Source organism: Kitasatospora sp. NPDC127067, from assembly GCF_042724755.1.
GTDB classification, from domain to species: Bacteria; Actinomycetota; Actinomycetes; order Streptomycetales; family Streptomycetaceae; genus Kitasatospora; species Kitasatospora lactacystinica.
On record NZ_JBHXEM010000041.1, the window covers coordinates 17,232 to 40,052 of the forward strand.

The 22,821-nt window shown below is 73.9% G+C and carries 11 protein-coding genes; 7 read left to right on the forward strand and 4 right to left on the reverse strand.

Annotated features, from left to right (window positions below; translation table 11 throughout):
* Positions 1-108: 108 nt before the first annotated feature.
* The gene (locus tag ACFWJ4_RS18440; RefSeq protein ID WP_380545149.1) at positions 109-615 is read right to left on the reverse strand and encodes a carboxymuconolactone decarboxylase family protein; all 507 of its coding nucleotides are present in this window, start codon (positions 613-615) and stop codon (positions 109-111) included.
* A 43-nt stretch (positions 616-658) separates the two neighbouring features.
* A complete protein-coding gene (locus ACFWJ4_RS18445; RefSeq protein WP_380545151.1) occupies positions 659-1,921 on the reverse strand; it encodes a CynX/NimT family MFS transporter in 1,263 nt (420 codons plus the stop codon).
* Between the two features lie 143 nt (positions 1,922-2,064).
* Here ACFWJ4_RS18445 and ACFWJ4_RS18450 point away from each other — a divergent pair, with 143 nt between their 5' ends.
* The gene (locus ACFWJ4_RS18450) at positions 2,065-2,568 is read left to right on the forward strand and encodes a MerR family transcriptional regulator (RefSeq protein WP_380545153.1); all 504 of its coding nucleotides are present in this window, start codon (positions 2,065-2,067) and stop codon (positions 2,566-2,568) included.
* Positions 2,569-2,574: 6 nt separating this feature from the next.
* Here the strand turns inward: ACFWJ4_RS18450 and ACFWJ4_RS18455 are convergent, their stop codons facing one another.
* On the reverse strand, positions 2,575-3,813 hold the full coding sequence (locus tag ACFWJ4_RS18455) for a cytochrome P450 (RefSeq protein ID WP_380545155.1): 1,239 nt from the start codon (positions 3,811-3,813) through the stop codon (positions 2,575-2,577).
* A gap of 195 nt (positions 3,814-4,008) precedes the next feature.
* Between ACFWJ4_RS18455 and ACFWJ4_RS18460 the strand changes: the two genes are divergently transcribed.
* A complete protein-coding gene (locus ACFWJ4_RS18460) occupies positions 4,009-4,638 on the forward strand; it encodes a hypothetical protein (protein WP_380545157.1) in 630 nt (209 codons plus the stop codon).
* Positions 4,639-4,817: 179 nt separating this feature from the next.
* The gene (locus tag ACFWJ4_RS18465) at positions 4,818-5,528 is read left to right on the forward strand and encodes a hypothetical protein (RefSeq protein WP_380545158.1); all 711 of its coding nucleotides are present in this window, start codon (positions 4,818-4,820) and stop codon (positions 5,526-5,528) included.
* A 108-nt stretch (positions 5,529-5,636) separates the two neighbouring features.
* Here the strand turns inward: ACFWJ4_RS18465 and ACFWJ4_RS18470 are convergent, their stop codons facing one another.
* Entirely contained in the window at positions 5,637-8,843 is a 3,207-nt protein-coding gene (locus ACFWJ4_RS18470; RefSeq protein WP_380545160.1) for a M28 family peptidase, read from the reverse strand.
* A gap of 356 nt (positions 8,844-9,199) precedes the next feature.
* Between ACFWJ4_RS18470 and ACFWJ4_RS18475 the strand changes: the two genes are divergently transcribed.
* The 4 genes from ACFWJ4_RS18475 to ACFWJ4_RS18490 all read left to right on the forward strand — a co-directional run bounded on the left by ACFWJ4_RS18475 (position 9,200) and on the right by ACFWJ4_RS18490 (position 22,820).
* Complete coding sequence (locus tag ACFWJ4_RS18475) at positions 9,200-10,642, forward strand: helix-turn-helix domain-containing protein (protein ID WP_380545162.1); 1,443 nt, start codon at positions 9,200-9,202, stop codon at positions 10,640-10,642.
* Positions 10,643-10,950: 308 nt separating this feature from the next.
* Positions 10,951-11,808 carry a sterol desaturase family protein gene (locus tag ACFWJ4_RS18480; protein ID WP_380545164.1) on the forward strand — a complete coding sequence of 286 codons (858 nt, stop codon included), beginning with the start codon at positions 10,951-10,953 and terminating at the stop codon, positions 11,806-11,808.
* A 70-nt stretch (positions 11,809-11,878) separates the two neighbouring features.
* Positions 11,879-21,124, forward strand: a complete 9,246-nt coding sequence (locus ACFWJ4_RS18485; protein WP_380545166.1) for an amino acid adenylation domain-containing protein — start codon at positions 11,879-11,881, stop codon at positions 21,122-21,124.
* Complete coding sequence (locus tag ACFWJ4_RS18490) at positions 21,111-22,820, forward strand: phytoene desaturase family protein (protein WP_380545168.1); 1,710 nt, start codon at positions 21,111-21,113, stop codon at positions 22,818-22,820. The genes ACFWJ4_RS18485 and ACFWJ4_RS18490 overlap by 14 nt, the downstream gene beginning before the upstream one ends.
* Position 22,821 lies beyond the last annotated feature (1 nt).

A 22,821-nucleotide genomic window follows, 5' to 3' on the forward strand; every position in this document is an offset into this window, starting at 1 on the left:
ACGAAAGTCCGTTCGGGCGCGGATCAGCCTATGCCGGGACGGGTGATCGGTCGACCGGAACGGCCCGCCCGGTGATCGGCCGGGCGGGCCGCAGGGGTGCGGGGCCGGTCAGGCCCAGGGGTCGGTGAAGGACCGGCCGGGGACGGGCTTGGCGACCAGGGCGATGGCGGTGAAGAAGTTGACCTGGCCGATGGCGAGCATGAGCGTGGTCAGCGCCTTGTCGTCGTAGTGCCCGGCGACCTCGGCGTACAGCGCGTCCGACACCCGCTCGCCGTGCGGGCTGGGCCGGAGGACGGCCTCGACCAGGGCGAGTGCCGCGCGCTCGGGGGCGGTGAACCAGGGCGAGTCCGGCCAGCCGGCGACCGAGGCGATCCGCTCCTCGGACTCGCCGGCCGTGCGGAGGAAACCGGTGTGCAGGACGGTCAGGTAGGTGCTGCCGGCGATCTGGCCGGCCCGCAGCTGGACCAGGCTGATGGTGCTCCGGGGGACGGACCCGTTGCCGGTGGCCTTGAACAGTGCGGCCGAGACCTCGGAGATCTCGGGGACGAGCTCCACCGGGTCCTGGGCCATGCGCGGGCGCAGCGGGACCTCGGCGGTGATCGGGCGGGTGTTCATGGTGGCGTTCCTCTTCTTCCGAGCGGGTGGGTGGACCGTGCGGTCACCTGTCCGACGGATCCCGGCGCGGGTTTGTGACAGCCCGCCCCGCCCGCAGTCCGAGGACGCAGCCGGCCACCAGCAGGCCGGCCATCGCGAGCAACGGTGCGGTCCACGTGCCGGTCGCGGTGCGCAGCGCCGACGCGAGCGCGGGGCCGGTGGCGGCGAGCAGGTAGCCCCAGGTCTGGGCCATGGTGGAGAGCGCGGCGACGTGTTCCGGGTCGGTGCCCCGGCGGGCGAACAGGACGGCGGCGAGCGCCTGTCCGCCGCCCATGCCGATGCCGAGGACGGCGGCCCAGAGCGGGGCCCCGCCGGCCGGGGCGAGCATCAGGCCGAGCAGACCGAGGACGCAGACGGCCACCACGCCCAGGATGTGCGGCCGTTGGTCGGTCCGGGCGGCGGCCAGGGTCGGGGCGAGGAACCCGCCGACGGCGAGGCCGAGGATCAGCACGGCCTGGTCGGTGCCGGCGGCGGTCCGGCTCAGTCCCGCGTCGACCAGGAGGGTGGGCAGCCAGGCCAGCGTCGCGTAGAAGACCAGGGTCTGGACGCCGAAGAAGGCCGTCAGGCTCCAGCCGAGCGCCGTCCGCCCGACCGGTCGGCGTCCGACGGGTGCGGCGGGCCCGGCCGGCTCCGGTGCGGCCCGCAGCTCCCGTGCGACCCGCAGCTGCGGCACCAGGCCGGCCGCCGCCAGGGCCGCCGGGACGACGGCGATCGCGATCGCGGCCTGCCAGGACCAGGCGTCCGCGACCGGCGCGACCAACGCGGCGACGACCGCCGAACCGGCGCCCATGGACAGCGCGTAGACGCCCGTCATGGTGCCGATCCGCCGGGGTGCGAAGCGGGCCCGGACGAACACCGGGATCAGCACGTTCACCACCGCCACCGCGACCGCCACCAGCACCGTGCCCGCGTACAGCCCGGGCAGGCCCGCCGTCCGCAGCGCCGCTCCGACCAGCAGCAGCACGCTCGCCCAGAACAGTCCGCGCTCCTCGCCGAGCCGCCGCCGGGCCAGGGCGCCGAGCGGTGCGAACAGGCCCATGCACAGCGGCGGCAGCAGCGCGAGCAGCGTCACGGTGCCCGGGCCCCATCCGGCGACCGGCGCGAGCGGCCCGATCTGCCCGAACGCGACCCGGGTGTTGAGGCTGAGCAGGACGAAGCCGAGCACGAGCAGGGCTCCGGAGGCCCGGGGGGTGCCGGGCGTGGGTACGGCGTGCGCGGGTACGGCGGTGACCGGCGCGGTGGTGGCGGGCGCATCGGTGGGCGGCATGAGGGGAGGGCCCTTCGCTTCGACAGGAGGTTAGGCTTGCCTAAGCTTTCTCGCTCAAGCGCGCTTGAGCGCAACCCGGCCCGAACACGATCCGGTCCGGGCATGATTCGGTCGGGGCCCACCCCCGACGGAGGAGGCGGCAGATGGCGGAGCTCCACTCGATCACCGAGGTCGCGGCGGCCTTCGGCCTCTCGGTGCCGGCCCTGCGCTACTACGAGGAGTGCGGCCTGGTCGCCCCCGCCGTGCGCCGCGGCCGGGTCCGCCACTACGACCGGGAGGCGCTGGAACGCCTCGCCCTGGTCCAGCTCTGGCACGTGGACGGGATGATCCCGGTCAGCGGGACCGCCGCCGTACTGGCCAGCGAGCAGGCGGCCGAGCGCAGGGCGATGCTGCACGCCCAGCGGGACGGGATGCTCGCCCGCGCCCGCCGGCTGGAACACGCCGCGGCCGTCCTCACCCACATGCTGCTGTGCAGTCGGGACCGCCCGCTCGACTGCCCGACCACCCGGGCACACATCAGCGCCCGGGTGGACGCCGCCCTGGCGGGCGAGGAGCTCTCCGACGGCTTCCTGCCCGGGCTGCCGGACGGCCCGCTGCCGGAGCACCAGCGGCCGGAGCGCCCGCTGCCGGACGGCTCCGCACCGTAGGAGGCCTCAGCCCAGCACCGCCGGCGTCGGCCCGTCCGGCCGCACGGTGATGCTGTACGCCGCCCCCGCCGGCCGCGAACGGAACACCAACGGCCCCATCGGCAGCAGGAGTTCCAGCAGCGCCGTGGTCTCGCGCAGCGCGAACCGGGTGCCCAGGCAGGCGCGGGCGCCGAGGCCGAACGGGAAGTAGGCGCCGAGCTGCCCGGGTCGGTCGGCGTCGGTGGCGAAGCGGGCGGGGTCGAAGCGCTCCGGGTCGGGCCACAGTGCCGGGTCCCGGTGGGTGAGGTACGGGCAGACCAGCACGTCCGTCCCGGCGGCGATGCGGTGCCCGGCGATGACGTCGTCCTCCAGGGCGTGCCGGGGGAGGAGCCAGGCGGAGGGGTAGAGCCGCAGCGTCTCGCTCACCAGCGCCTGCGGATCGGCCGTCCGGGCCTCGGGGTGGCGGTCGAGCAGCAGGAAGAGCCAGGTGAGCGTGGTGGCCGTGGTCTCGTGGCCGGCGACGAGCAGGGTGACCAGCTCGTCCCGGATCAGCCGGTCGGTGTACTCGGGGTGCCGCTCGCCCGCCTCGACCAGCATCCGCAGCACCCCGGGCTCCTCGGTCGGGTCGGCCGAGCGGGCCGCTTCGATCGCCGCGTGCGCCACCGCGTCGATCCGGGCGAGGTCCGCGGCGACCGCGTCCCGGGCGTCCGCCGCGTTGGTCGGCAGCGTCGGCATGGCGGCCACCACCCGCTCCACCGAACGGAGTTCGCCGTCGGTCCGGTCGTCCAGCGGCTGCCCGGTGAGCGCCCGCCAGACGGTGTCCAGGGCGAAGCCGCGCATCTCCTCGCCGACGTCGAAGGTCTCCCCGGTGCGCCGGTACCCCTCCCAGCGCTCGGCGGTGCGGCGCGCCGCCGCGGCGATCCGGTGTTCGTAGCGGCGCATCCCGGTGCCGGTGAACTGCGACTGCAGCAGCCGCCGTTGACGCTTCCAGGCGTCGCCGGCGGCGGACAGCACGCCGTCCCCGACCAGCATCCGGGCGCGGTGCGAGCGCTTGACGTACCGGTCCGGGTGGTGGCCCAGGACGTGCTGCACGGCGGCCGGGTCGGTGACCAGGACGGTCGGCGCCGGGCCGAGCCGGAACGCGGCGATGCCGCCGACGCCGCGCCGCGTCCGGGCCAGCAGCTCGACGAGCTCGGCCTCCTCGGCCCGCCACTGCTCGACGGCCTCGGCGGCCAGCTCCGGTACCGGGCGGGTGTCCGTGCTCACGGGGCGGGTCCTTCCGTTCGGCTGACGGTGCGTCCGTTGCGGCCCGACTCTATGCCAGGGCGGGCCCGTCCGGGCTGCGCCGAACGGGTGGCGGCCCCGGCCCCGGGCGGCGCGGGGGCCCGCCGGGACGTCCGCGCACGGCTAGCGTGCGACCGGGCCGACCGGCCCCTGCTCGTTGCGCGGATGGGAGAACGCATGCCCGGGACCCGGCACTTCGGAGGCGGCCGGACCCGCCGAGCGGCCCGGTGGCTTGCGGCGGCCCTGCTCCTCCCGGCCCTCGCGGCCTGCGGCGGCGGTGGCGGCTCCGGGTCGGCCGGTGCCCCCCAGGCCGGGCAGACCGGCCAGAACAGCGCCTCGGGGCAGCCGGACGACCAGCGGACCAAGGACGAGGGGGACCAGGGCGGCTTCCGGAACGCCGGCGAGCCCTCGGCGAACGTCCAGGGCAGCGACCGCACCGCCCGGATCAGCCTGTCCTTCCCGTCGGGCACCACGACCGGCTTCACGGCCGTGATCAGCAAGGTGTCCGACTGCGGCAGTACGGAGTACGCCATCCCCGCCTCGCAGCAGGTCCAGGTGACCAACGGGCAGACCGAGCGGGTCGAGTTCCGGCTCCCACCGTGGAAGCCCGGCACCAAGAGCCGGAACATCTGCCTCACGGTGACGGCCGACAATTCCACCAAGCGGATCGAGGCCGTGGGTTCGGTGGAGGTCATCAGCCCCGACAGCGGGGCCAGCACCGGCAACGGCGGGACCAACGGCTCGACGCCCACCGGCGGGTCGATCCCGTACACCGGCGCCCCCACCGGCACCGGGAGCACCCCCTGAGCCCTGCCGAGGAGGCACCCCCGGGAGAGCCGGAGCGGCCGTCCTCGCGCTCCTGGTCGGACTGGATCGCCAAGCTCGCCACCTGGGTCGCCCCGACCACCCTCCTCACCGCGCTGCTCTTCTTCTTCGGCTACGCCTACACCAGTTCGCTCTACGGCTACTTCGGCATCGACGCCGGCATGATCGGCTTCGCCACCCAGGACCTGCTGCTCCGCAGTTCCCCCGCGCTCTACGCGCCGGCCGGGGTCGCCCTGTGCGGGGCGCTGGTCGGCGCGCTCGGCTACCACGTCGCGACCAGGGCCGCCGAGGCCGGCACGGTCGGCGCCCGGACGGTGCGACGGGCCTGTTCGGCCGTCGCCGTACTGGTCGTCCCGCTGCTGCTGCTCGGCTTCCTGGCCGGCTTCGAGGTGTTCGACGCCGGCCCGATGGGCACCCCGCTGCTGATCGGCGGCGGACTGCTGCTCGCGGTCCTGGCCCGGCTGCTGTACGTGCGCGGCACCGGCGCGCCGTACCCGCTGACCGGCGAGCGGGCGGCGCTGGGGATCAGCGTGGCGATCGTCGTGCTCTGCGCGTTCTGGGCGGTCGGCGGCTACGCCCAGCAGAAGGGCACGGCCGACGCGGAGCAGCTGGCCCGGCACCTCTACCGGCGTCCGGCGGTGGTCCTGGACACCCCGGAGCACCTCCACCTGGGATGGTCCGGGGTGCGGGAGACGGCGCTGCCGGGCGTGGAGCCGGGGGAGCGGTTCCGCTACCGCTACGAGGGCCTGCGCCTGCTGGCCCACTCCGGCGGCCGGATGTTCCTGATTCCGCGCACCTGGACCTGGGAGACGGGCAACGGCCTGATCGTCCCCTTCAACGAGACCGTCCGGGTCGCCTTCCACCCGGGCTGAGACGGCCCGGGCCGGGACCCCGACGGCCCGGGCGCACGGCTGCGCCGCGGTCCGTCCCCCTCGACGGACCGCGGCGCAGCGGCTTCACCGGGTGTCAGGGCGTCCCGGTCACACCTGCTGCCAGAGCGCGGGCACGATCGGCGGCTCCCAGCCGACCTGGGCGGTGTGGCCCTGGAGGCAGCGGTAGCTGACTCCGTTGTAGGTCACGATGTCGCCGGCCTGGTAGGTGGTGCCGGCGGTCCAGGTGCCGCCGGGGTTGGGCGAGTCGTTGCCCACCACCAGGGAGAAGCTGGTGCTGTGGGTGGCCGAGCCGGTCCCGGTCAGGGTGATGTTGTAGGTGCCGGTGGGGGTCGAGGCGGAGGTGGCGACGGTGAGCGTCGCCGAGCCGCCGGACTGCACCGAGGACGGGTTGAAGGAGACCGTCACGCCGGTCGGCGCGCCCGAGGCGGTCAGGTTGACCGTCTGGGCCGAGCCGGAGGTGGTCGAGGTGGCGACCGTCGCGGTGGTGGTCTCACCGGGCTTGACGGTGGCGGTGGTGGGGTTCACCGAGACGGAGAAGTCGTTGGTGGGCGTGGTGCCGCCGACCGAGGTCTTCCAGATGGTGTACGCCACGCCGTCGGCGCTGCGGTTCAGCACCGTCGCGTCGATGTTGGCGGTGGTGTCGCAGGAGGAGTGGTAGCAGGAGTCGTAGGAACGGCCCGCCGTGCCGCCCCACTTGGCCGCCTGCGCCGAGGTCTTGGTGTCGCTGGCGCCGGCAGCGTAGCCGGAGGTCGGGATGCCGGCCTGCTGGAAGGAGTAGTCGTCCGAGCGGCCCTGGCCCTCGACGTTCTCCTCCGGCTTGAGGTTCAGCGAGTCCCAGTAGGCCTTCATCGGTGCGGAGGCCGCGGAGTTGATGTTGTTGATGAAGTAGCCGGCGTTGGTCGAGGCGATCATGTCGAAGTTGTAGTACGCCTTGATCGCGGAGCGCTGGGCGGAGCCCAGCTGGCCGACGTAGGACTGCGAGCCCTGCAGGCCCTGCTCCTCACCGGTCCACCAGGCGAACCGCACGTGCCGGGTCAGGCCGGGGTTCTGCTGGGCGAGCACGAGCGCGTTCTCCAGCAGGGTGGCCGAGCCGGAGCCGTTGTCGTTGATGCCGGGGCCGGCCGAGACGCTGTCCAGGTGGGCGCCGAACATGGTGACCTGGTCGGCCGGGCCGCCGGGCCAGTCGGCGATCAGGTTGTTGGACTGGTAGGTGCAGGAGGTGCAGGTCTGCTCGGTGACGCTGTAACCGGCGGTCTGGAGCTTGCCCTTGATGTACGCCAGCGACTGGCTGTGCCCGGCGCTGCCCGCCCGGCGGTGGCCGCCGTTCTGGCTCGCGATGCTGTTCAGCTGGGACAGGTGGGCCTGGATCTTGGCGACGTCGATGTCGGGCGCGGGACCGCCGGGGTTGCCCCCGCCGCCGACGGTGAGGCTGTACTGGGCGGTGTGGGTGGTGGTGCCGGCGGTGCCGGTGACCGTGATCTGGTACGTCCCGGCCACGGCCGTCGCGGAGGCGTTCAGGGTCAGGGTGGCGGAGGAGCCGGCCTGGACCGAGGAGGGGTTGAAGCTCGCGGTGACGCCGGAGGGCAGGCCGGAGGCGGTCAGGGCGACGGTCTGGGCGGTGCCGGAGGTCACCGCGGTGCTCACCGTGGAGGAGGTGGAGGCGCCGGGCTGGACGGAGCCGGAGGCCGGGCCGAGGGAGAGCGAGAAGTCGCTGTTGCCGGACGGCGTGCAGGTGGGGTCGCCGGTCTGGGCGGAGACGCTGACGGCGTCCCAGGCGGCCTTGGCGCGGTTGAAGAAGGTGCAGGTGGGGTCGAGGTTCTTGGCGGCGGTCAGGGTGGCGGTGCGGTAGCGCTTGTAGGTCATGCCGCTGGTCTTGAGGAGCATGCCGCCGTAGAAGACCCGGCCGGCGTCCTTGATGCCGATGCCGGTGACGGAGGAGTTGTTGCAGGTGGGGCTGGTGGGTTTGCCGCCGCCGGGGGCGGAGCCCTCGGCGAGGAGGTAGAACCAGTGGTTGAGCGGGCCGGCCGCGGCGTGCTCCTCGGTGTTCGGGATGGATGCCGAGTAGCAGTTGGGGTTGTTGCTCACCAGGGAGGGGTTGTACATGTTGCGGATCGGGCCGCTGCCGACGAGGTTGACCATCTCGCCGACGGTGTAGTCCGGGGAGTCGTAGGGGGCGGGTTCGTTGGCGTAGGCCTCGGTCAGCGCGCCCATGATGTCGCCGGTGGCCTCGCCCAGGCCGGACTCGTTGTTGGCGCCGCCGGGGGTGTACTGGTCGATGCCGTGGCCGAACTCGTGGCCGACGACGTCGATGGAGGCGATCCACTCGTTGGCCTGGCTGTGGCCGATGGATATCGTGCTGCCGTCCCAGTAGGCGTTGACGTCGCCCAGGCCGACCTTGACGGGCCAGCTGCCGCCGTTGCCGTTGTGGCCGTTGCGCCCCAGCCAGTCGCGGAGCATGTCCCATTCCTTCTGCGCCGCGAACATCGCGTCGCCGCAGCCGGTCTCCTTGCTGGACGGGCTGCCGTTGCCCCAGGAGTCGCTGGACTTGGAGAAGACCTGCCCGGTGCTGTAGTCGGAACACGACAGGCCGGGCCGGTTGGGATCGCGCAGCGAGTAGGAGCCGCCCGAGCTCGTGGTGCTGATGGTGACCGGGGCGGGGCCGTTCCACTTGCTGTTGACGGTGCCGGCGCGCACGTCGTCGTAGCTGTCGAGCACCTCGCCGGTGGCCGCGTCCACGAAGACGTGCAGTGTGCTGGGCGCCGACGCGGTGCGGCCCTTGAGGACGGTCTCCCAGGCGAGCCGGCCGGTGCCGTCCTTGACCCGGACGACCAGGCGGCGGGAGTCCACCGAGTCCACGGTGGCCAGCTTCGTACGGGCGGTCTTCTCCGCGTCCGCCGCGCTGACCTGCGGGGTGGTCGAGCCGCCGACGGGGCCGGTGGCGGCGGACTGCAGGGCGCGGACCTTTCCCTGGGAGTCGGCGAGGACGACCGCGTCGCCGCCGACCACCGGCAGGCCGTGGTAACTGCGCTCGTACGAGACGGAGTACAGGCCGCCGAGCCAGGGCGTGACGGCCTTGCGCTCGTACGTCTCGCCCGGGCCCTTGGCCAGCGCGTCCAATCCCGCGTTCGCGGCCGCGTCGGCGGCGTTGACGGCGGCGGCCAGGGCGCTCGGCGGCGCCGGGGAGGGGGCGGGTGCGGCGGTGGCCGGCCCCGCGGTGGCGGCGATCATGCCGGCCAGCACGGTCAGGGTGGTCGCCGCGGTCAGCAACCTTCCCGCGGAAATCCTGCGTTGCATCGGGGCTCCTCGCGTGTGGGGGTCCTCGACCGCGGACGGCAGGCCGGTGGCGCACCGCAGGGGCCGCATCGGGGGGACGGCCGTGCGGGCCGTCCGCGCTCGGGTGCCCGAACCCTCACACGGCGTCATGCCCAGGTCAATGGCTGGTGCGTGCGAGGCAAGGGGTTGGCAAATTCCGTCAAGCCCGCGGGTCCGGCTTTGCGTCAAGCTGGGCTTTCCTTCAAGTGGTTGAGACCACCTCATGTACGGAGCCGGTGGCGATCGAGTACCGTCCTCGTCATCGGAGTCGTCGGAATCACTGGAACCGTCGGCAGTCCCTGCGACCGGCCGAGGACGACCCGCCCGGGGAGGCAGCCGTGCAGCGCAACCGTGTGGTCCCTGCGGCGGCGGGGGCGGCACCCCCGACCGGCCGGGGGCAGGACGCCTGGCGCGAGTTCGGTGCCCGGCTGCGGCACTGGCGGCGCCGGGCCGGACTCACCCAGGCGCAGCTCGGCGCCGGGATCGGCTACGACCACACCGCGGTCAGCAAGATCGAGCACGGCGCCCGCCGGGTCACCCCCCGGGTCGCCGACCGGATCGACGAGCTCCTCGGCGCGGAAGGCGAGTTGAGCGCCGCCTGCCAGCGCGCCGAGAGCGCCGAGCTGTGCGTGCTGGACGCCTTCTCACCCGCTCTGCTCCGACCTCCGCTGCCGGGCGGGGCGGCGCCCGGCGTGCCCGTCCCGCCCCCGGCCCCCGCTCCGCTGCGACTGCCGGACTACGGCCTGCTCTGTCCGCTGCACGGCGCCGAGGGCTGCGCGGTCCCCGAGGCCGGAGAACTCGTCGCCCTGCACGCCGAGTTCTGCGCCCCGGAGGGCCTGGCCGACCCGGCCGCCGGGCGCCCGCTGGACGACGTCACCGCGCACGCCCTGACCGGGCTGCTCGCCGCCCGCCTGCGCTCCGGCGAGACCGGCGACCGGCCGGGCCTGGCCGCCGCCGTGGAGCGCACCCTGCACGCGGTGCTCGCCCGGCTCGCCGGCGCCCCCGTCGCGCAGCGCGGTCCGCTGGTCCGGCTGGCCGCCGAGCACGCCCACGCGGCCGGTGCGCTGCGGATGCAGGACGGTCGCAACGCCACCGCGATGGCCTGCTACGACCGCGCCCTCACCTGGGCCGGGCTGGCCGTGGACCGGGCCACCCAGGTCGGCACGCTCAGCGACATGAGCGTCCTGGCCCGGCTGGACGGCGACCCGGTCGCGGCGCTCGGCTACGCCCGCGAGATCGAACGGGTCGCTCCGGACCGGCACTGGGCCGGCGCGATGGGCCGGATCGGCCGGGCCCGGGCGTACGCGCTCACCGGTGACGTGCGGGCGACCGTCCGGCAGATCGGGCTGGCGCGGGCGCACCTGGACCACATCGGCGCGGAGGACGAGGTCGACGTGCCCTGGCTCTCGATCGCCTCGATGCGGATGCGGGTCGAGTCCGCCGCGGCCGCCGCGCTGCGCGACCTGGCCGCCGCCACCGACGACCCCCGGCTGGCCCGCCGCGCGCTGGACGCCACCGAGACCGCCCTCGGCCTGCTGGGTCCGGACCAACTGCCCTCCAGTCGACTGCTCTTCATCGTCCGGGCAGCCGACTGCCACGTCTGCGCGCACGACCCGGCGACGGCCGTCGAACTGCTCGGCCCCGCCCTGGAGGCGACCGGCGTGACCGCTCTGCCCGCGCTGCCCGCGCTGGTCGAGTACGAGCTGCGCGGTCTGCGCGACCGTCTCGCGGCGCACGCGCCCCGTGCCGCACACCGGTTGGCGGAGCCGGCCCGCTCCTGATCGGGCGGTGCTCCGGGGGCCGCGGCGACGGCCGCCCGTTTGGCTGGATCAGGTGGCCGCGCGGGGTGGCGCGGAAGGGGCGCACACCAGCGCCCGCCGACCTGGACGGATGCGGTCGCACGCCGCTAATTCCCACGTCTTCTCGAAAATGCGCCCCCTTCACGCCGTACGAACGTCAACTTCGTGAGCGTATAGTCCGCCGATCGGGTCATTCATGGAGTTAACACGTCGAATGACTGTCACGGCGCGCGTCTGCCGCTAGAGTCTCTGACGTTTCCAGTCGTTAGTCCGCGAAGAACGGGGGGCGCGTGCTGTCAGCCATTGCCCGCCGGCTCGCCCACCCGCTGCTGCTCCTGGGTGTGCTGTGCACGGCCGTCGCGACCCTGCACTTCCACTGGGCGCCGGACCGGGTCTCCCCGCTCTTCCTGGTCGCCGTCCTCGGATACTTGGCGGTCCTGGAACGGGTGATCCCGTACCGGATCGACTGGCATCCGAGCCGCCGCGAACTCGGCTGGTACAGCGTCTACTTCGTGCTGAGCATGGTCGGCGGAGCGCTGGCCCAGGGGCTGGTGGCGACGCTGGTGGAAGTGCTCGGCCCGGCCCACCCGGCGCTGCCGTTCGCGATGGAGATCCCACTCGCGCTGCTGGTCGGCTCGCTCGGCGACTACCTCGTGCACCGCTGGTCCCACCGCAACCGGTGGCTCTGGCGGCTGCACGGGGTGCACCACGTCCCGGACAAGGTGAACGTCGCGAACAACGGCGTGAATCATTTCCTGGACGTGCTCGTCGCACAGTCCGTGGTCCAACTGTCGCTGGCGCTGATCGGATTCTCGCCGGATTCAGTGTTCGTGGTCGGAATATTCGTCCTGGCTCAGGGGTATTTCGTCCACGCCAACATCGAAGTCCGAATCGGCCCGCTCGGCCACGTCCTGGCCGGGCCGGAACTCCACCGCCTGCACCACAGCACCGACCTCGCCGAAGCCGGCCACTACGCCTCCGACCTCTCGCTCTGGGACCACGTGTTCGGGAGCTTCACCTGGCGGCCCGGCAGGGTGCCGGAGGCCGTCGGCCTCACCGACCCGGCCGCGTTCCCCACCACCGGGGAGCTCGGTGCCACTCTGCTGCACCCCTGGCGCCGGGCGAAGACCACCGAGCAGTCCGTCTGAACCCCGGCCCGAGCGGCCGCCCCCACTTGCCCGTGTCCCCGGCGCCACGCCATCACCCCCGGATTGGACCATGACCTCCTCGCCCTTCGCCGTGCCCCGCGAACGCATCGCGATCACCGGTATCGGCTGCCGCCTGCCAGGACACGCCAACGACCACCGGTCCTACTGGAGCAACCTGATCGAGGGCCGGGACTGTCTCGCAGAGACGCCCGCCGACCGCTACGACACCGGCACCCTGGGCAGCAGGGACCGGGCCAAGCCGGGGCGGCTGATCGGTGGCCGGGGCGGCTACATCGACGGCTTCGACACCTTCGACCCGGACTTCTTCGGGATCAGCCCGCGCGAGGCCGAACACATGGACCCGCAGCAGCGCAAGCTCCTGGAGGTCAGCTGGGAGGCCCTGGAGGACGGCGGCCTGCGCCCCGGCGAACTGGCCGGCCGCGAGGTCGGCGTCTACATGGGCGCCTTCACCCTCGACTGGAAGATCCTCCAGTTCGCCGACCTCGACTTCGGCACCATCGCGGCGCACACCGCCACCGGCACCATGATGACGATGGTGTCCAACCGGATCTCGCACTGCTTCGACTTCCGCGGGCCCAGCGTCTCGATCGACACCGCGTGCAGCTCCTCGCTGGTCGCGGTCCACCTCGCCTGCCAGAGCCTGCTCCGCGGCGAGACCGAACTCGCCCTGGCCGGCGGGGCGTTGCTGCACATGGCGCCGCAATACACGATCGCCGAGACCAAGGGCGGCTTCCTCTCCGCGGACGGCCGGTCGCGCGCCTTCGACGCCTCCGCCGACGGCTACGTCCGGGCCGAGGGCGTCGGCGTGGTCGTGCTCAAACGGCTCTCCGACGCGCTGCGCGACGGGGATCCGGTGCACGCCGTCATCCTCGGCACCGGCGTCAACCAGGACGGGCGCACCAACGGCATCACCGTCCCCAGCGCGGACGCCCAGGTCACCCTGATCGAGCGGGTCTGCGCCGAGGCCGGGGTGGTGCCCGGCAGCCTCCAGTACGTCGAGGCGCACGGCACCTCCACCCCGGTCGGCGACCCGATCGAGGCCGCCGCCCTCGGCCGGGTGCTCGGCATCGGCCGCCGGCCCGGGGACCGCTGCTACGTCGGCTCGGTCAAGACCAACATCGGACACACCGAGGCGGCGGCCGGCGTCGCCGGGCTGATCAAGACCGCGCTCGCGATCAAGCACCGCCGCATCCCGCCGCACCTCAACCTGGAGCGGCCCAACCCCGGCATCGACCTGGACGCACTGCCGTTCGAGATCCCGACCGTCCCGGTGGACTGGCCCGAGCACCGGGGGCCGGCCCGCGCGGGCGTCAACTCCTTCGGCTTCGGCGGCACCAACGCCCACGTGCTGCTGGAGGAGCCGCCGCGGCCCGATCCCGCCGCACCGGTGGCCGGGCCGGCCCGCTCGGTGCTGCCGCTGAGCACCAAGGACACCGCCGCACTTCCCGAACTGGCCGACGCCGTACGGCAGGAGCTCGCCGGCGGGACCTCCCTGGCCGACCTCGGCCACACCCTGGCCCACCGCCGCCAGCACCTGCCCGAGCGGCTCGGGGTGGTCTACTCCACCCGGGAGGACCTGGACGAGGCGCTGGCCGCGTACGTGCGCGGCGAGGAGCACCCGCGAGTGGTCCAGGGCCGTGCCCGGGAACGCCGGCAGCGCCGGCTGGCCTGGGTGTTCACCGGCATGGGCCCGCAGTGGTGGGGCATGGGTCGTGGGCTGTACGAGCACGAGCCGGTCTACCGGGAGGCCGTGCAGGCCGTCGACCAGGAGATCCGCGCGCAGGCCGGCTGGTCGCTGCTGACCGAGCTGGGCCGGGACGAGGTGGACTCCAGGATGGCCGAGACCTGGCTCGCCCAGCCCGCCAACTTCGCCGTCCAGGTGGGGCTTTCGGCGCTCTGGCGGAGCCACGGCCTGCGCCCCGACGCGGTGGTCGGCCACAGCACCGGCGAGGTCGCCGCCTTCCACGAGGCCGGGGTGTACGACCTGGCCGACGCCGTGCGGGTGGTGCTCGCCCGCAGCCGCCTCCAGCAGCGCCTGGCCGGCAGCGGCACCATGCTCGCGGTCGGTCTGCCGGAGGCCGAGGCCGAGCGCCGCATCCGCCCGTACCGCTCCCGGATCTCGCTCGGCGCGATCAACAGCCCCTCCGCGGTGACCCTGGCCGGGGACGCCGAGGCGCTGGCCGAGCTGGCCGAGGAGCTGAAGCAGCAGGGCGTCTTCGCCCGCCTGCTGGACGTCGAAGTCCCGTACCACAGCGTGCGGATGGACCCGATCCGGGACGAGCTGGTGGCCGCGCTCGCCGTCATCAAGCCCCAGGAGGCGCGGCTGCCGCTCTACCTGACCGCCCGCGAGGGGCTCGCCCGCGGGCCGGAGCTGGACGGCGAGTACTGGTGGCAGAACGTCCGCAACCCGGTGCGCTTCCGGGCCGCCGTCGAGCGAATGGCCGAGGACGGCCACGGACTGTTCCTGGAGATCGGCCCGCACCCGGTGCTCGGCCACGCGATCCGCGAGTGCGCGGAGCGGGCGCACGTCCTGCCGTCGATCCGCCGGCAGCAGGACGAGCCCGAGCGCCTCGCCCGCAGCCTCGCCGAACTGCACACCCTCGGCGTCGAGTTGAGCTGGGACGCGCTGCACCCGGCGGGCCGCCCGGTTCCGCTGCCGGCCTACCCGTGGCGGCGCGACCGGTACTGGGTGGAGCCCAAGCCGGTCGAGCAGGTCCGGCTCGGGCAGCTGGACCACCCGCTGCTCGGCCGCCGCACCGCGAGCGCCCAGCCCGGCTGGACCGTGGCGCTCGACCCCGAGCGGCTGCCCTACCTGACCGACCACCGGATCGAGGGCCAGGTCGTCTTCCCCGCCGCCGGGTACCTGGAGATGGCCGCCCAGGCCGTCCGCACCCTGACCGGCGGCACCGAAGTGACGCTGGCCGAGATCGAGCTGAACCGGGCGCTGTTCCTCTCCGAGACCGAGCCCGTCCCCGTCCAGCTCGGCTACGCGCCGGAGGACGCCCGCTTCACCATCGCCTCCACCCCCGCCGGCGGCGAGCCCGCCGTGCACGCCGGCGGCCGGGTCCGCACCGGCCAGCGCCGCGGCTACGGCCCCGCACTGGACACGGACGTCCTCCGGGCCCGGGGGCGGCACCTCGACGGCCCGGACTGCTACCGGCAGCTGGCCGCGCGCGGCTACGACTACGGGCCCGCCTTCCAGGCCATCGCCGAGGTGTGGGCGGGCCCCCGCGAGGCGCTCGCGCGGATCCGGCCGACCGCCGAGCTCGGCCCGGACGCGGCCGACCACCACCTCCACCCGGTGCTGCTGGACGGCTGCTTCCAGACCCTGCTCACCACGCGGCTGGAGGAGCACGAGGGCGGCAGCGTCCGGCTCCCCGTCTCGATCGCCGAGGTCCGGCTCGACGAGATCGGCGACCGCCCGCTGTGGGTGCACGCCACCGTCACCCGGGACAGCGGCGAGGAACTCGTCGGCGACCTCGCGCTCTACACCGAGGACGGCACCCCGGTCGGCCGGGTCACCGGCTTCCGGGTCGCCGACGTCGCCCAGGCCCCGGCCTCCGTCGGGCTGGCCACCATCGACGGCTGGCTCACCGAGGTCGACTGGGTGGCGGCCGCCGCGCCGGCCGTCGACGGGACCCCCGGCGACCTGCTGCTGTTCGCCGACGAGGGAGGCCTCGCCGAGCGGCTGGCCGCCCTGGCCACCGGCCGGGGCGCCCGCTGCCACCTGGTCCGGCCCGGCACCGAGTACCGGCACGGCGAGGGGCACTCGACCGTGCGGCCCGACTCCGCCGAGGACGTCCGGCGACTGTTCGCCGACCTCGACCCAGGCTTCGCCACCGTCGTCCACCTCTGGAACCTCGACCAGCCCGCCCTGGCCGCCACCACCGCCGACCGGCTCGGCCCGCTCGCGACCCTCGGCGCCTACTCCCTGATCGCCCTCGCCCAGGCCCTGCCCGCCGCCCGCCCGGACGGCCGGCTGCACATCGTCACCCGGGGCACCCAGCCCGCCGTCCCCGGCGACCGGGTCGAACCGCTCGGCGCCCCCGCCTGGGGCATCGGCCGGGTGCTGTGGCAGCAGGAGCTGGTCGCCCAGCGCGGCACCCTGATCGACCTCGACCCGGCCGTCGACGCCGCCGACCAGGCCGAGGCGCTGCTCGCCGAACTCGCCGCCCGGGACGAGCAGGAGATCGCCCTGCGGTCCGGCGGCCGGCTCACCAGCCGGCTGCGGCAGGCCGAGGGCCTCACCCGCCCGCTGCCGCCGGTCCTGCGCCCCGACGGCAGCTACCTGGTCACCGGCGCCTTCGGCGCCCTCGGCCGGCTGCTCTGCCGCACCCTCGTCCGGCGCGGCGCCCGGCGGCTGATCCTGGTCGGCCGCACCGTCCTGCCCGAGCGCTCCGAGTGGGCGTACACCGACCCGGACACCCCCGTCGGGCAGCGGATCGCCTTCCTGCGCGAGCTCCAGGCGCTCGGCGCCGAACCGCTGCTCGCCCCGATCGACGTCACCGACGAGGCCGCCCTCGCCAACTGGCTCGCCGACTACCGGCAGCACCAACTCCCGCCGATTCGAGGCGTGTTCCACCTCGCCGGACAGGTCAGGGACACCCTGCTGGCCCAGATGGACCGGCCGGCCTTCGACGCCGGCTACGCCCCCAAGGTGATCGGCGGCCACCTGCTGCACCGGCTGCTGCGGGACGAACCGCTCGACCACTTCGTGCTGTTCGCCTCCGTCGCCTCGCTGCTCACCACCGCCGGCCAGACCAACTACGCGGCCGGCAACGCCTTCCTGGACGCCCTGGCCCACCACCGCCGGGCCGAGGGGCTGCCCGGGCTCAGCCTGGACTGGGGCCCCTGGGCCACCGGCATGATCGAGGAGCTGGGCCTGGTCGCCCACTACCGCGACGCCCGGGGCATGAGCTCGCTGCCGCCAGACGCCGGAACGGCCGTCCTGGAGCGCGTCCTCGGCCAGGACCGCGCCCAGCTGCTGGTCGCCACCGTGGTCGACTGGCCGACCTTCCTCGCCTGGTACCCGGCGCCGCCGCCGCTGGTCGCCGACCTGGCGGCGAGCGCCGCCGAGCAGGCCCCGGTCGAGACCGGCGGCTTCCTGGACGCCTACCGCGCGGCCGACCCGCAGGCCCGCCGGGAGCTGGTCGTCGAACGGTTCACCGCCGCCGCCGCGGCCGTGCTGCGGATCGGCGCCGAACGGATCGACGCGGAGACCAGGCTCGGCGCGCACGGCCTGGACTCGCTGCTCGCGATGGAGCTGCGCGCCCGGGTGCACGGCGAACAGGGCGTCGCCCTGCCGGTGGTGGCCCTGCTCAGCAACGGCACCGTCGGCGACCTGGTCGACCTGCTCACCGAGGGCCTGGCCGAGCGGCTCACCGCCGACGGCGGCCCGGCCGAGGCCGACGTCGAGCTGTACGCCGACGAGTCCCGCTTCCCGCTCACCCACAACCAGCAGGCGCTCTGGTTCCTGCGCCTGCTGCACCCGGACGGCTTCGCGTACAACATCGGCGGCGCCGTCGAGGTCCGCGCGGAGCTCGACCCGGAGCTGATGTTCGGGGCCTTCCGCCACCTCGTCGCCCGGCACCCCGAGCTGCGCGCCGCCTTCACCGCCGAGGAGGGCCGCCCGGTCCAGCGGATCCGGGAGGAGGCCGAGGCCGACACCGGACTGTTCGACGTGGAGGGCCGGCCGTGGGAGGAGATCCACGACCTGATCGTCCACGAGTACCGGCGGCCGTACGACCTCGCCGAGGACCCGCTGGTGCGGCTCAGGCTGTTCCGGCGCGGGCCGGACCGCTGGGTGCTGATGAAGGCCGTCCACCACATCGTCTCGGACGCGATCTCCACCTTCACCTTCATCGAGGAGCTGTTCGAGGTCTACGAGGCGCTGCGCCAGGGCCGCACCCCGGAACTGCCCCCGGTGCCCGCCCGCTACCTGGACTTCCTCAACCGCCAGAACCGCTTCCTGGCCGGGCCCGAGGCACGGCGGATGCTCGACTACTGGCGCGGCCACCTGCCGGCCGAGATGCCGGTGCTGGCACTGCCCACCGACAAGCCGCGCCCGGCCGTGCAGACCCACAACGGGGCCTCCGAGTTCTTCCAGCTGGACGCCGAACTCACCGCCCGGGTGCACGAGCTGGCGCGGGCCAACGGCGCCACCCCGTTCATGGTGCTGCTCAGCGCCTACTACCTGCTGCTGCACCGCTGGTCCGGGCAGCCGGACATCGTGGTCGGCAGCCCGGTCACCGGCCGCACCCAGGAGGAGTTCGCCTCCGTCTACGGCTACTTCGTCAACCCGCTGCCGCTGCACGTGAGCCTGGCCGGGGAGCCGACCGTGGCCGAGCTGCTGGGCCGGGTGCGGGAGAGCGTGCTCGGCGGGCTGGACAACCAGGAGTACCCCTTCCCGCTGCTGGTCGAGCAGTTGGGCCTCCAGCACGACCCGAGCCGCTCCGCGGTGTTCCAGGCGATGTTCATCCTGCTCACCCACAAGGTCGCCGTGGAGCGCTTCGGATACCGCCTGGAGTACATCGAACTCCCCGAGGAGGAAGGCCAGTTCGACCTCACGCTGTCCGCCTACGAGGACCGCGCCGACGGCTGCTTCCACTGCGTCTTCAAGTACAACTCGGACCTCTTCGAGCCCGCCACCGTCCAGCGGCTGGCCGCGCACTACCGCAACCTGCTGGAGGCCATGACCCGCGCCGCCGAGGACGAGCCGGTCGGACGGCTGCGGATGCTCGGGGACGCCGAACGGCGCGAGATCCTCACCGGATTCAGCGGCGCCGAGCGCCGGATCGAGCACGACACCCCGGTGCCCGAGCTGATCGCCAAGGCCGCCGCCGAACGGCCCGAGGCCGTCGCGGTGGTCGCGCCCGGCCGGGACGGCGTCCGCCGGCTGACCTACGGCGAACTGGAGCGCCAGGCCCAGCGCACCGCCGTGAGACTGCGCGAACTCGGCGTCGGCGAGGGCTCGGTGGTCGCGGTCTGCCTGGACAAGTCGCCCGAGCTGATCACCACCCTGCTGGGGATCTGGCGGGCCGGCGCCGCCTACCTGCCGCTCGACCCCGGGCACCCGGCCGACCGGCTCGCCCACCAGGTGACGGACGCCGGAGCGGCGCTGGTGGTGGTCGACCAGCGGCGCCCGCTCCCCGCCGACCTGCCCGCCGAGCCGGTCACCCTGGAGGAGCTGGACCGGCCGGTCCTGGGGGGCGCCGTGCCGCTGCCCGCCGCCGACCCGGACCGGCCCGCCTACCTGATCCACACCTCGGGCTCCACCGGCCGGCCGAAGGGAGTCCGGGTCGACCACCGGAACCTGGCCGCCGTCACCGCCGGCTGGCGCGCCGAGTACCGGCTGGACATCGAGGTCCGGGTGCACCTCCAGATGGCCGGCACCGCCTTCGACGTCTTCTCCGGGGACTTCGCCCGGGCGCTCAGCACCGGCGGCACCCTCGTCCTGGTCGACCGCGAGCTGCTCTTCGACACCGCCCGGCTGTACCGGGTGATGCGCGAGGAGGCCGTGGACGGCGGCGAGTTCGTGCCCGCCGTGGCCCGCGGGCTGCTGGCCCACTGCGAACGCGAGGGCCTGACGCTGGACTTCCTGCGGCTGCTGATCGTCGGCTCCGACTCCTGGAAGGCCGCCGAGCACCAGCGGGTGCGCGCCCTGTGCGGCCCGCGGACCCGGCTGGTCAACTCCTACGGGCTGACCGAGGCCAGCGTCGACAGCACCTACTACGAGGGCGCGACCGAGCAGCTGGAACCCGGCCGGATGGTGCCGATCGGCCGGCCGTTCCCGAACAGCGCGGTGTACGTCCTGGACCCGTACGGCGAGCCCGTCCCGGTGGGCGTGCCCGGCGAGCTGTGGATCGGCGGCGCGGGCGTCGCGGCCGGCTACCCCAACGACCCGGAGCAGACCGCCCGGCGCTTCGTCACCCTGGAGCTCGACGGCGCACCCGCGCGGCTCTACCGCACCGGCGACCTCGGCCACTGGGACACCGCCGGCACCCTGCACCTGCTCGGCCGCATCGACAACCAGGTCAAGGTCCGCGGCCACCGGATCGAGCTCGGCGAGATCGAGGCCCACCTCACCGCCCGTCCGGAACTCGCCCAGGCCTGCGTGGCGGTCCGCCAGGACGCCCGGGGCGAGGCCGCCCTCGCCGCCTACGTGGTGCCCGCCGAGGGCACCGTGCTGGACCGCCGCGAGCTGCGCCGCCACCTGGCCGAGCACCTGCCCACCGTGATGATCCCCTCCTACCTCACCGAACTGCCCGCCCTGCCGCTGACCCCGAACGGCAAGGTGGACCTCGCGGCCCTGCCCGAGCCGAAGGCCGACACCGCCGGGGCCCAGCACGAACCGCCCGTCACGCTCTACGAGACGAGGGTCGCCGAGCACTGGCAGAACCTGCTCGGCCTGGACGAAGTCGGCCTCCAGCACGACTTCTTCGAACTCGGCGGCAGCTCGATCCGGCTCATCGAGCTGATCCACCACCTCCAGAGCGAGTTCAACATCAGCATCCCGGTCGGCCTGCTGTTCAAGGTCACCACCCTGCACGGCATGGCCCGCACCGTCGAGCAGATCATCACCGGCGAGGTGGCCGGCGGCGAACCCTACCTCTGGTTCAACGCCGCGGCGCCCGAGGACCGCACGGTCTTCTGCTTCCCGCCGGCCGGCGGCCACGGGCTGGTCTACCGGCAGCTCGCCGCGCACCTGCCGGAGCACCGGATCGCCTCCTTCAACTACCTGACCGGCGACGACAAGACCGCCCGCTACGCGGACCTGGTCGAGGAGCTGCACCCCGCCGGGCCGTACGTCCTGCTCGGCTACTCGCTCGGCGGCAACCTCGCCTTCGAGGTGGCCAAGGAGCTGGAGCGGCGCGGACGCACGGTGGCCTCGGTGCTGCTGGTGGACGCCTACCGGGTCACCGAGGCCTTCGACCTCGGTGAGGAGCACCTGGCCGTCTTCGAACGCGAACTCCACGAGCACCTGCACCGCCACACCGGCTCGCGGATCGTCGCCCGGGAGACCATCGAACAGGCCAGGGACTACCTGGAGTTCAGCAGCAGGACGCCCAACACCGGAACCGTCAGGGCCCAGTTGGACGTGGTCTGCGAACGCGACCGGCTCTCCGTGCACGTGGGCGGCGAACCGGGCGCCTGGCACGGCGCCTCCACCACGGGCACCGCGGTGTACGTCGGGCACGGCGCCCACGCCGAGATGCTCGACGGGGACTTCGCCGCCCGCAACGCCGAACTGGCCGGCGCCATCCTGGCCGGGGGCACCGCCGATGTCCTCGGCTGACCGCGGGCCGGACTGGTCCACCAGGGAACGGGCCGCCGGCGGCCCGCCCCGGGTGATCGTGATCGGGGCCGGCCTGGCCGGCCTCGCCACCGGCTGCTACGCGCAGATGAGCGGCCTGGAGACCCGGATCTTCGAGAAGCACGTGCTGCCCGGCGGCTGCTGCACCGCGTGGTCCCGGCACGGCTACCTGTTCGACTACTGCATCGACTGGCTGATCGGCACCGCCGAGGGCACCGGAGCGCACCAGGTCTGGAGCGAACTCGGCGCCCTGGACGGCAAGTCGGTGACCCGCTTCGACACCTTCAACCGGGTGGTCGACGAACACGGTCGGGCCGTCACCTTCTACGGCGACCCGGACCGGCTGGAGGCCCACCTGCTGGCCCTCGCGCCCGGCGACGCCAAGCCGATCCGGGCCTTCTGCCGGGACCTGCGCCGCTACGCCGCGATCGAACTGCCCTGGGACCTCACCCCGCCGCCGCTGCGCACCACGGCGGAACGGCTGCGGACCCTGCGCACCGTCCTGCCCGCGTTCCGGCTGTTCTGGCGCACCGCGACCACCCCGATGAGCGGCTTCGCCGAGCGGTTCCAGGACCCACTGCTGCGGCGGGCCTTCCCCAACATGTTCCTCCAGGAGCCCGAGGGCTTCCCGCTGCTGCCGTACCTGTACACCCTGGCGGCCGCCCACAACGGCAACGCGGGGTTCCCGGAGGGCGGTTCGCTCGGGCTGGCCCGCTCGGTGGAGGAGCGCTACACCTCGCTCGGCGGGGTGATCGGCTACCGCTGCCGGGTGGAGCGCATCCTGATCGAGGACGGGCGCGCGATCGGAGTGGAACTCAAGGACGGCTCCCGGCACTTCGCCGACCATGTGGTGGCCGCCTGCGACGGTCCGACGGTGCTCGACCGGCTGCTGGAGGGCCGGTACTCCAGCCCCGCCACCGAGAAGCTGTACGGCGAACTGCTCGACAAGCCGGGCAACCTGTACCCGGCGGTGGTCTCCGCCTTCGTCGGCGTCGACGGCCCGCTGCCCGAGGGCGAACCGCACAGCACCACCTACCTGCTGTCGCCCGAGGACGGTGCGCGACTGCCCGGCTCGCTCCAGCGCAGCCTGGTGGTGCAGCTGCGCTCCACCTACGCGGACGGCTTCGCCCCGCCCGGCAAGTCGGTGCTGCACTGCACCTACTTCAGCGACTACCGCTCCTGGAAGGACCTGCGGAGCAGCGACCGCCGGGCCTACCGGGCGCGCAAGCAGGAAGTCGCCGCGTTCGTCCGGGAGTTCCTGGAGCGGACCTACCCCGAGCTCGGCCCGCGGATCGAACTCGTCGACGTGGCGTCGCCGGTGACCACCGAGCGGTTCACCGGCAACACCTACGGCAGCATCCTCGCCTGGCAGGCCTTCTCCGAGGCCGAGGACGCAGCCAACCGGCTGGTCAACCGGGACCGGATGCGGCTGCCCGGGCTGAGCGGCTTCTCCATGGCGGGCCAGTGGACCTCGCTCGGCGGGCTGATCCGTGCCGCCACCAGCGGACGGTTCGCCGCGCAGTACCTCTGCCAGGAGCTCGGCCGGCCGTTCCGGGCCTGGCCGAGCGACAACCGGGAACCCTGGCACGCGGGCAAGTGGGGCCGACTGCCGCAACTCGGCCGGGCCACCGTGGGAGCGCCGGAAGTGGGAGTGGCGGAAGTGGGAGCGGCGGAGTGAG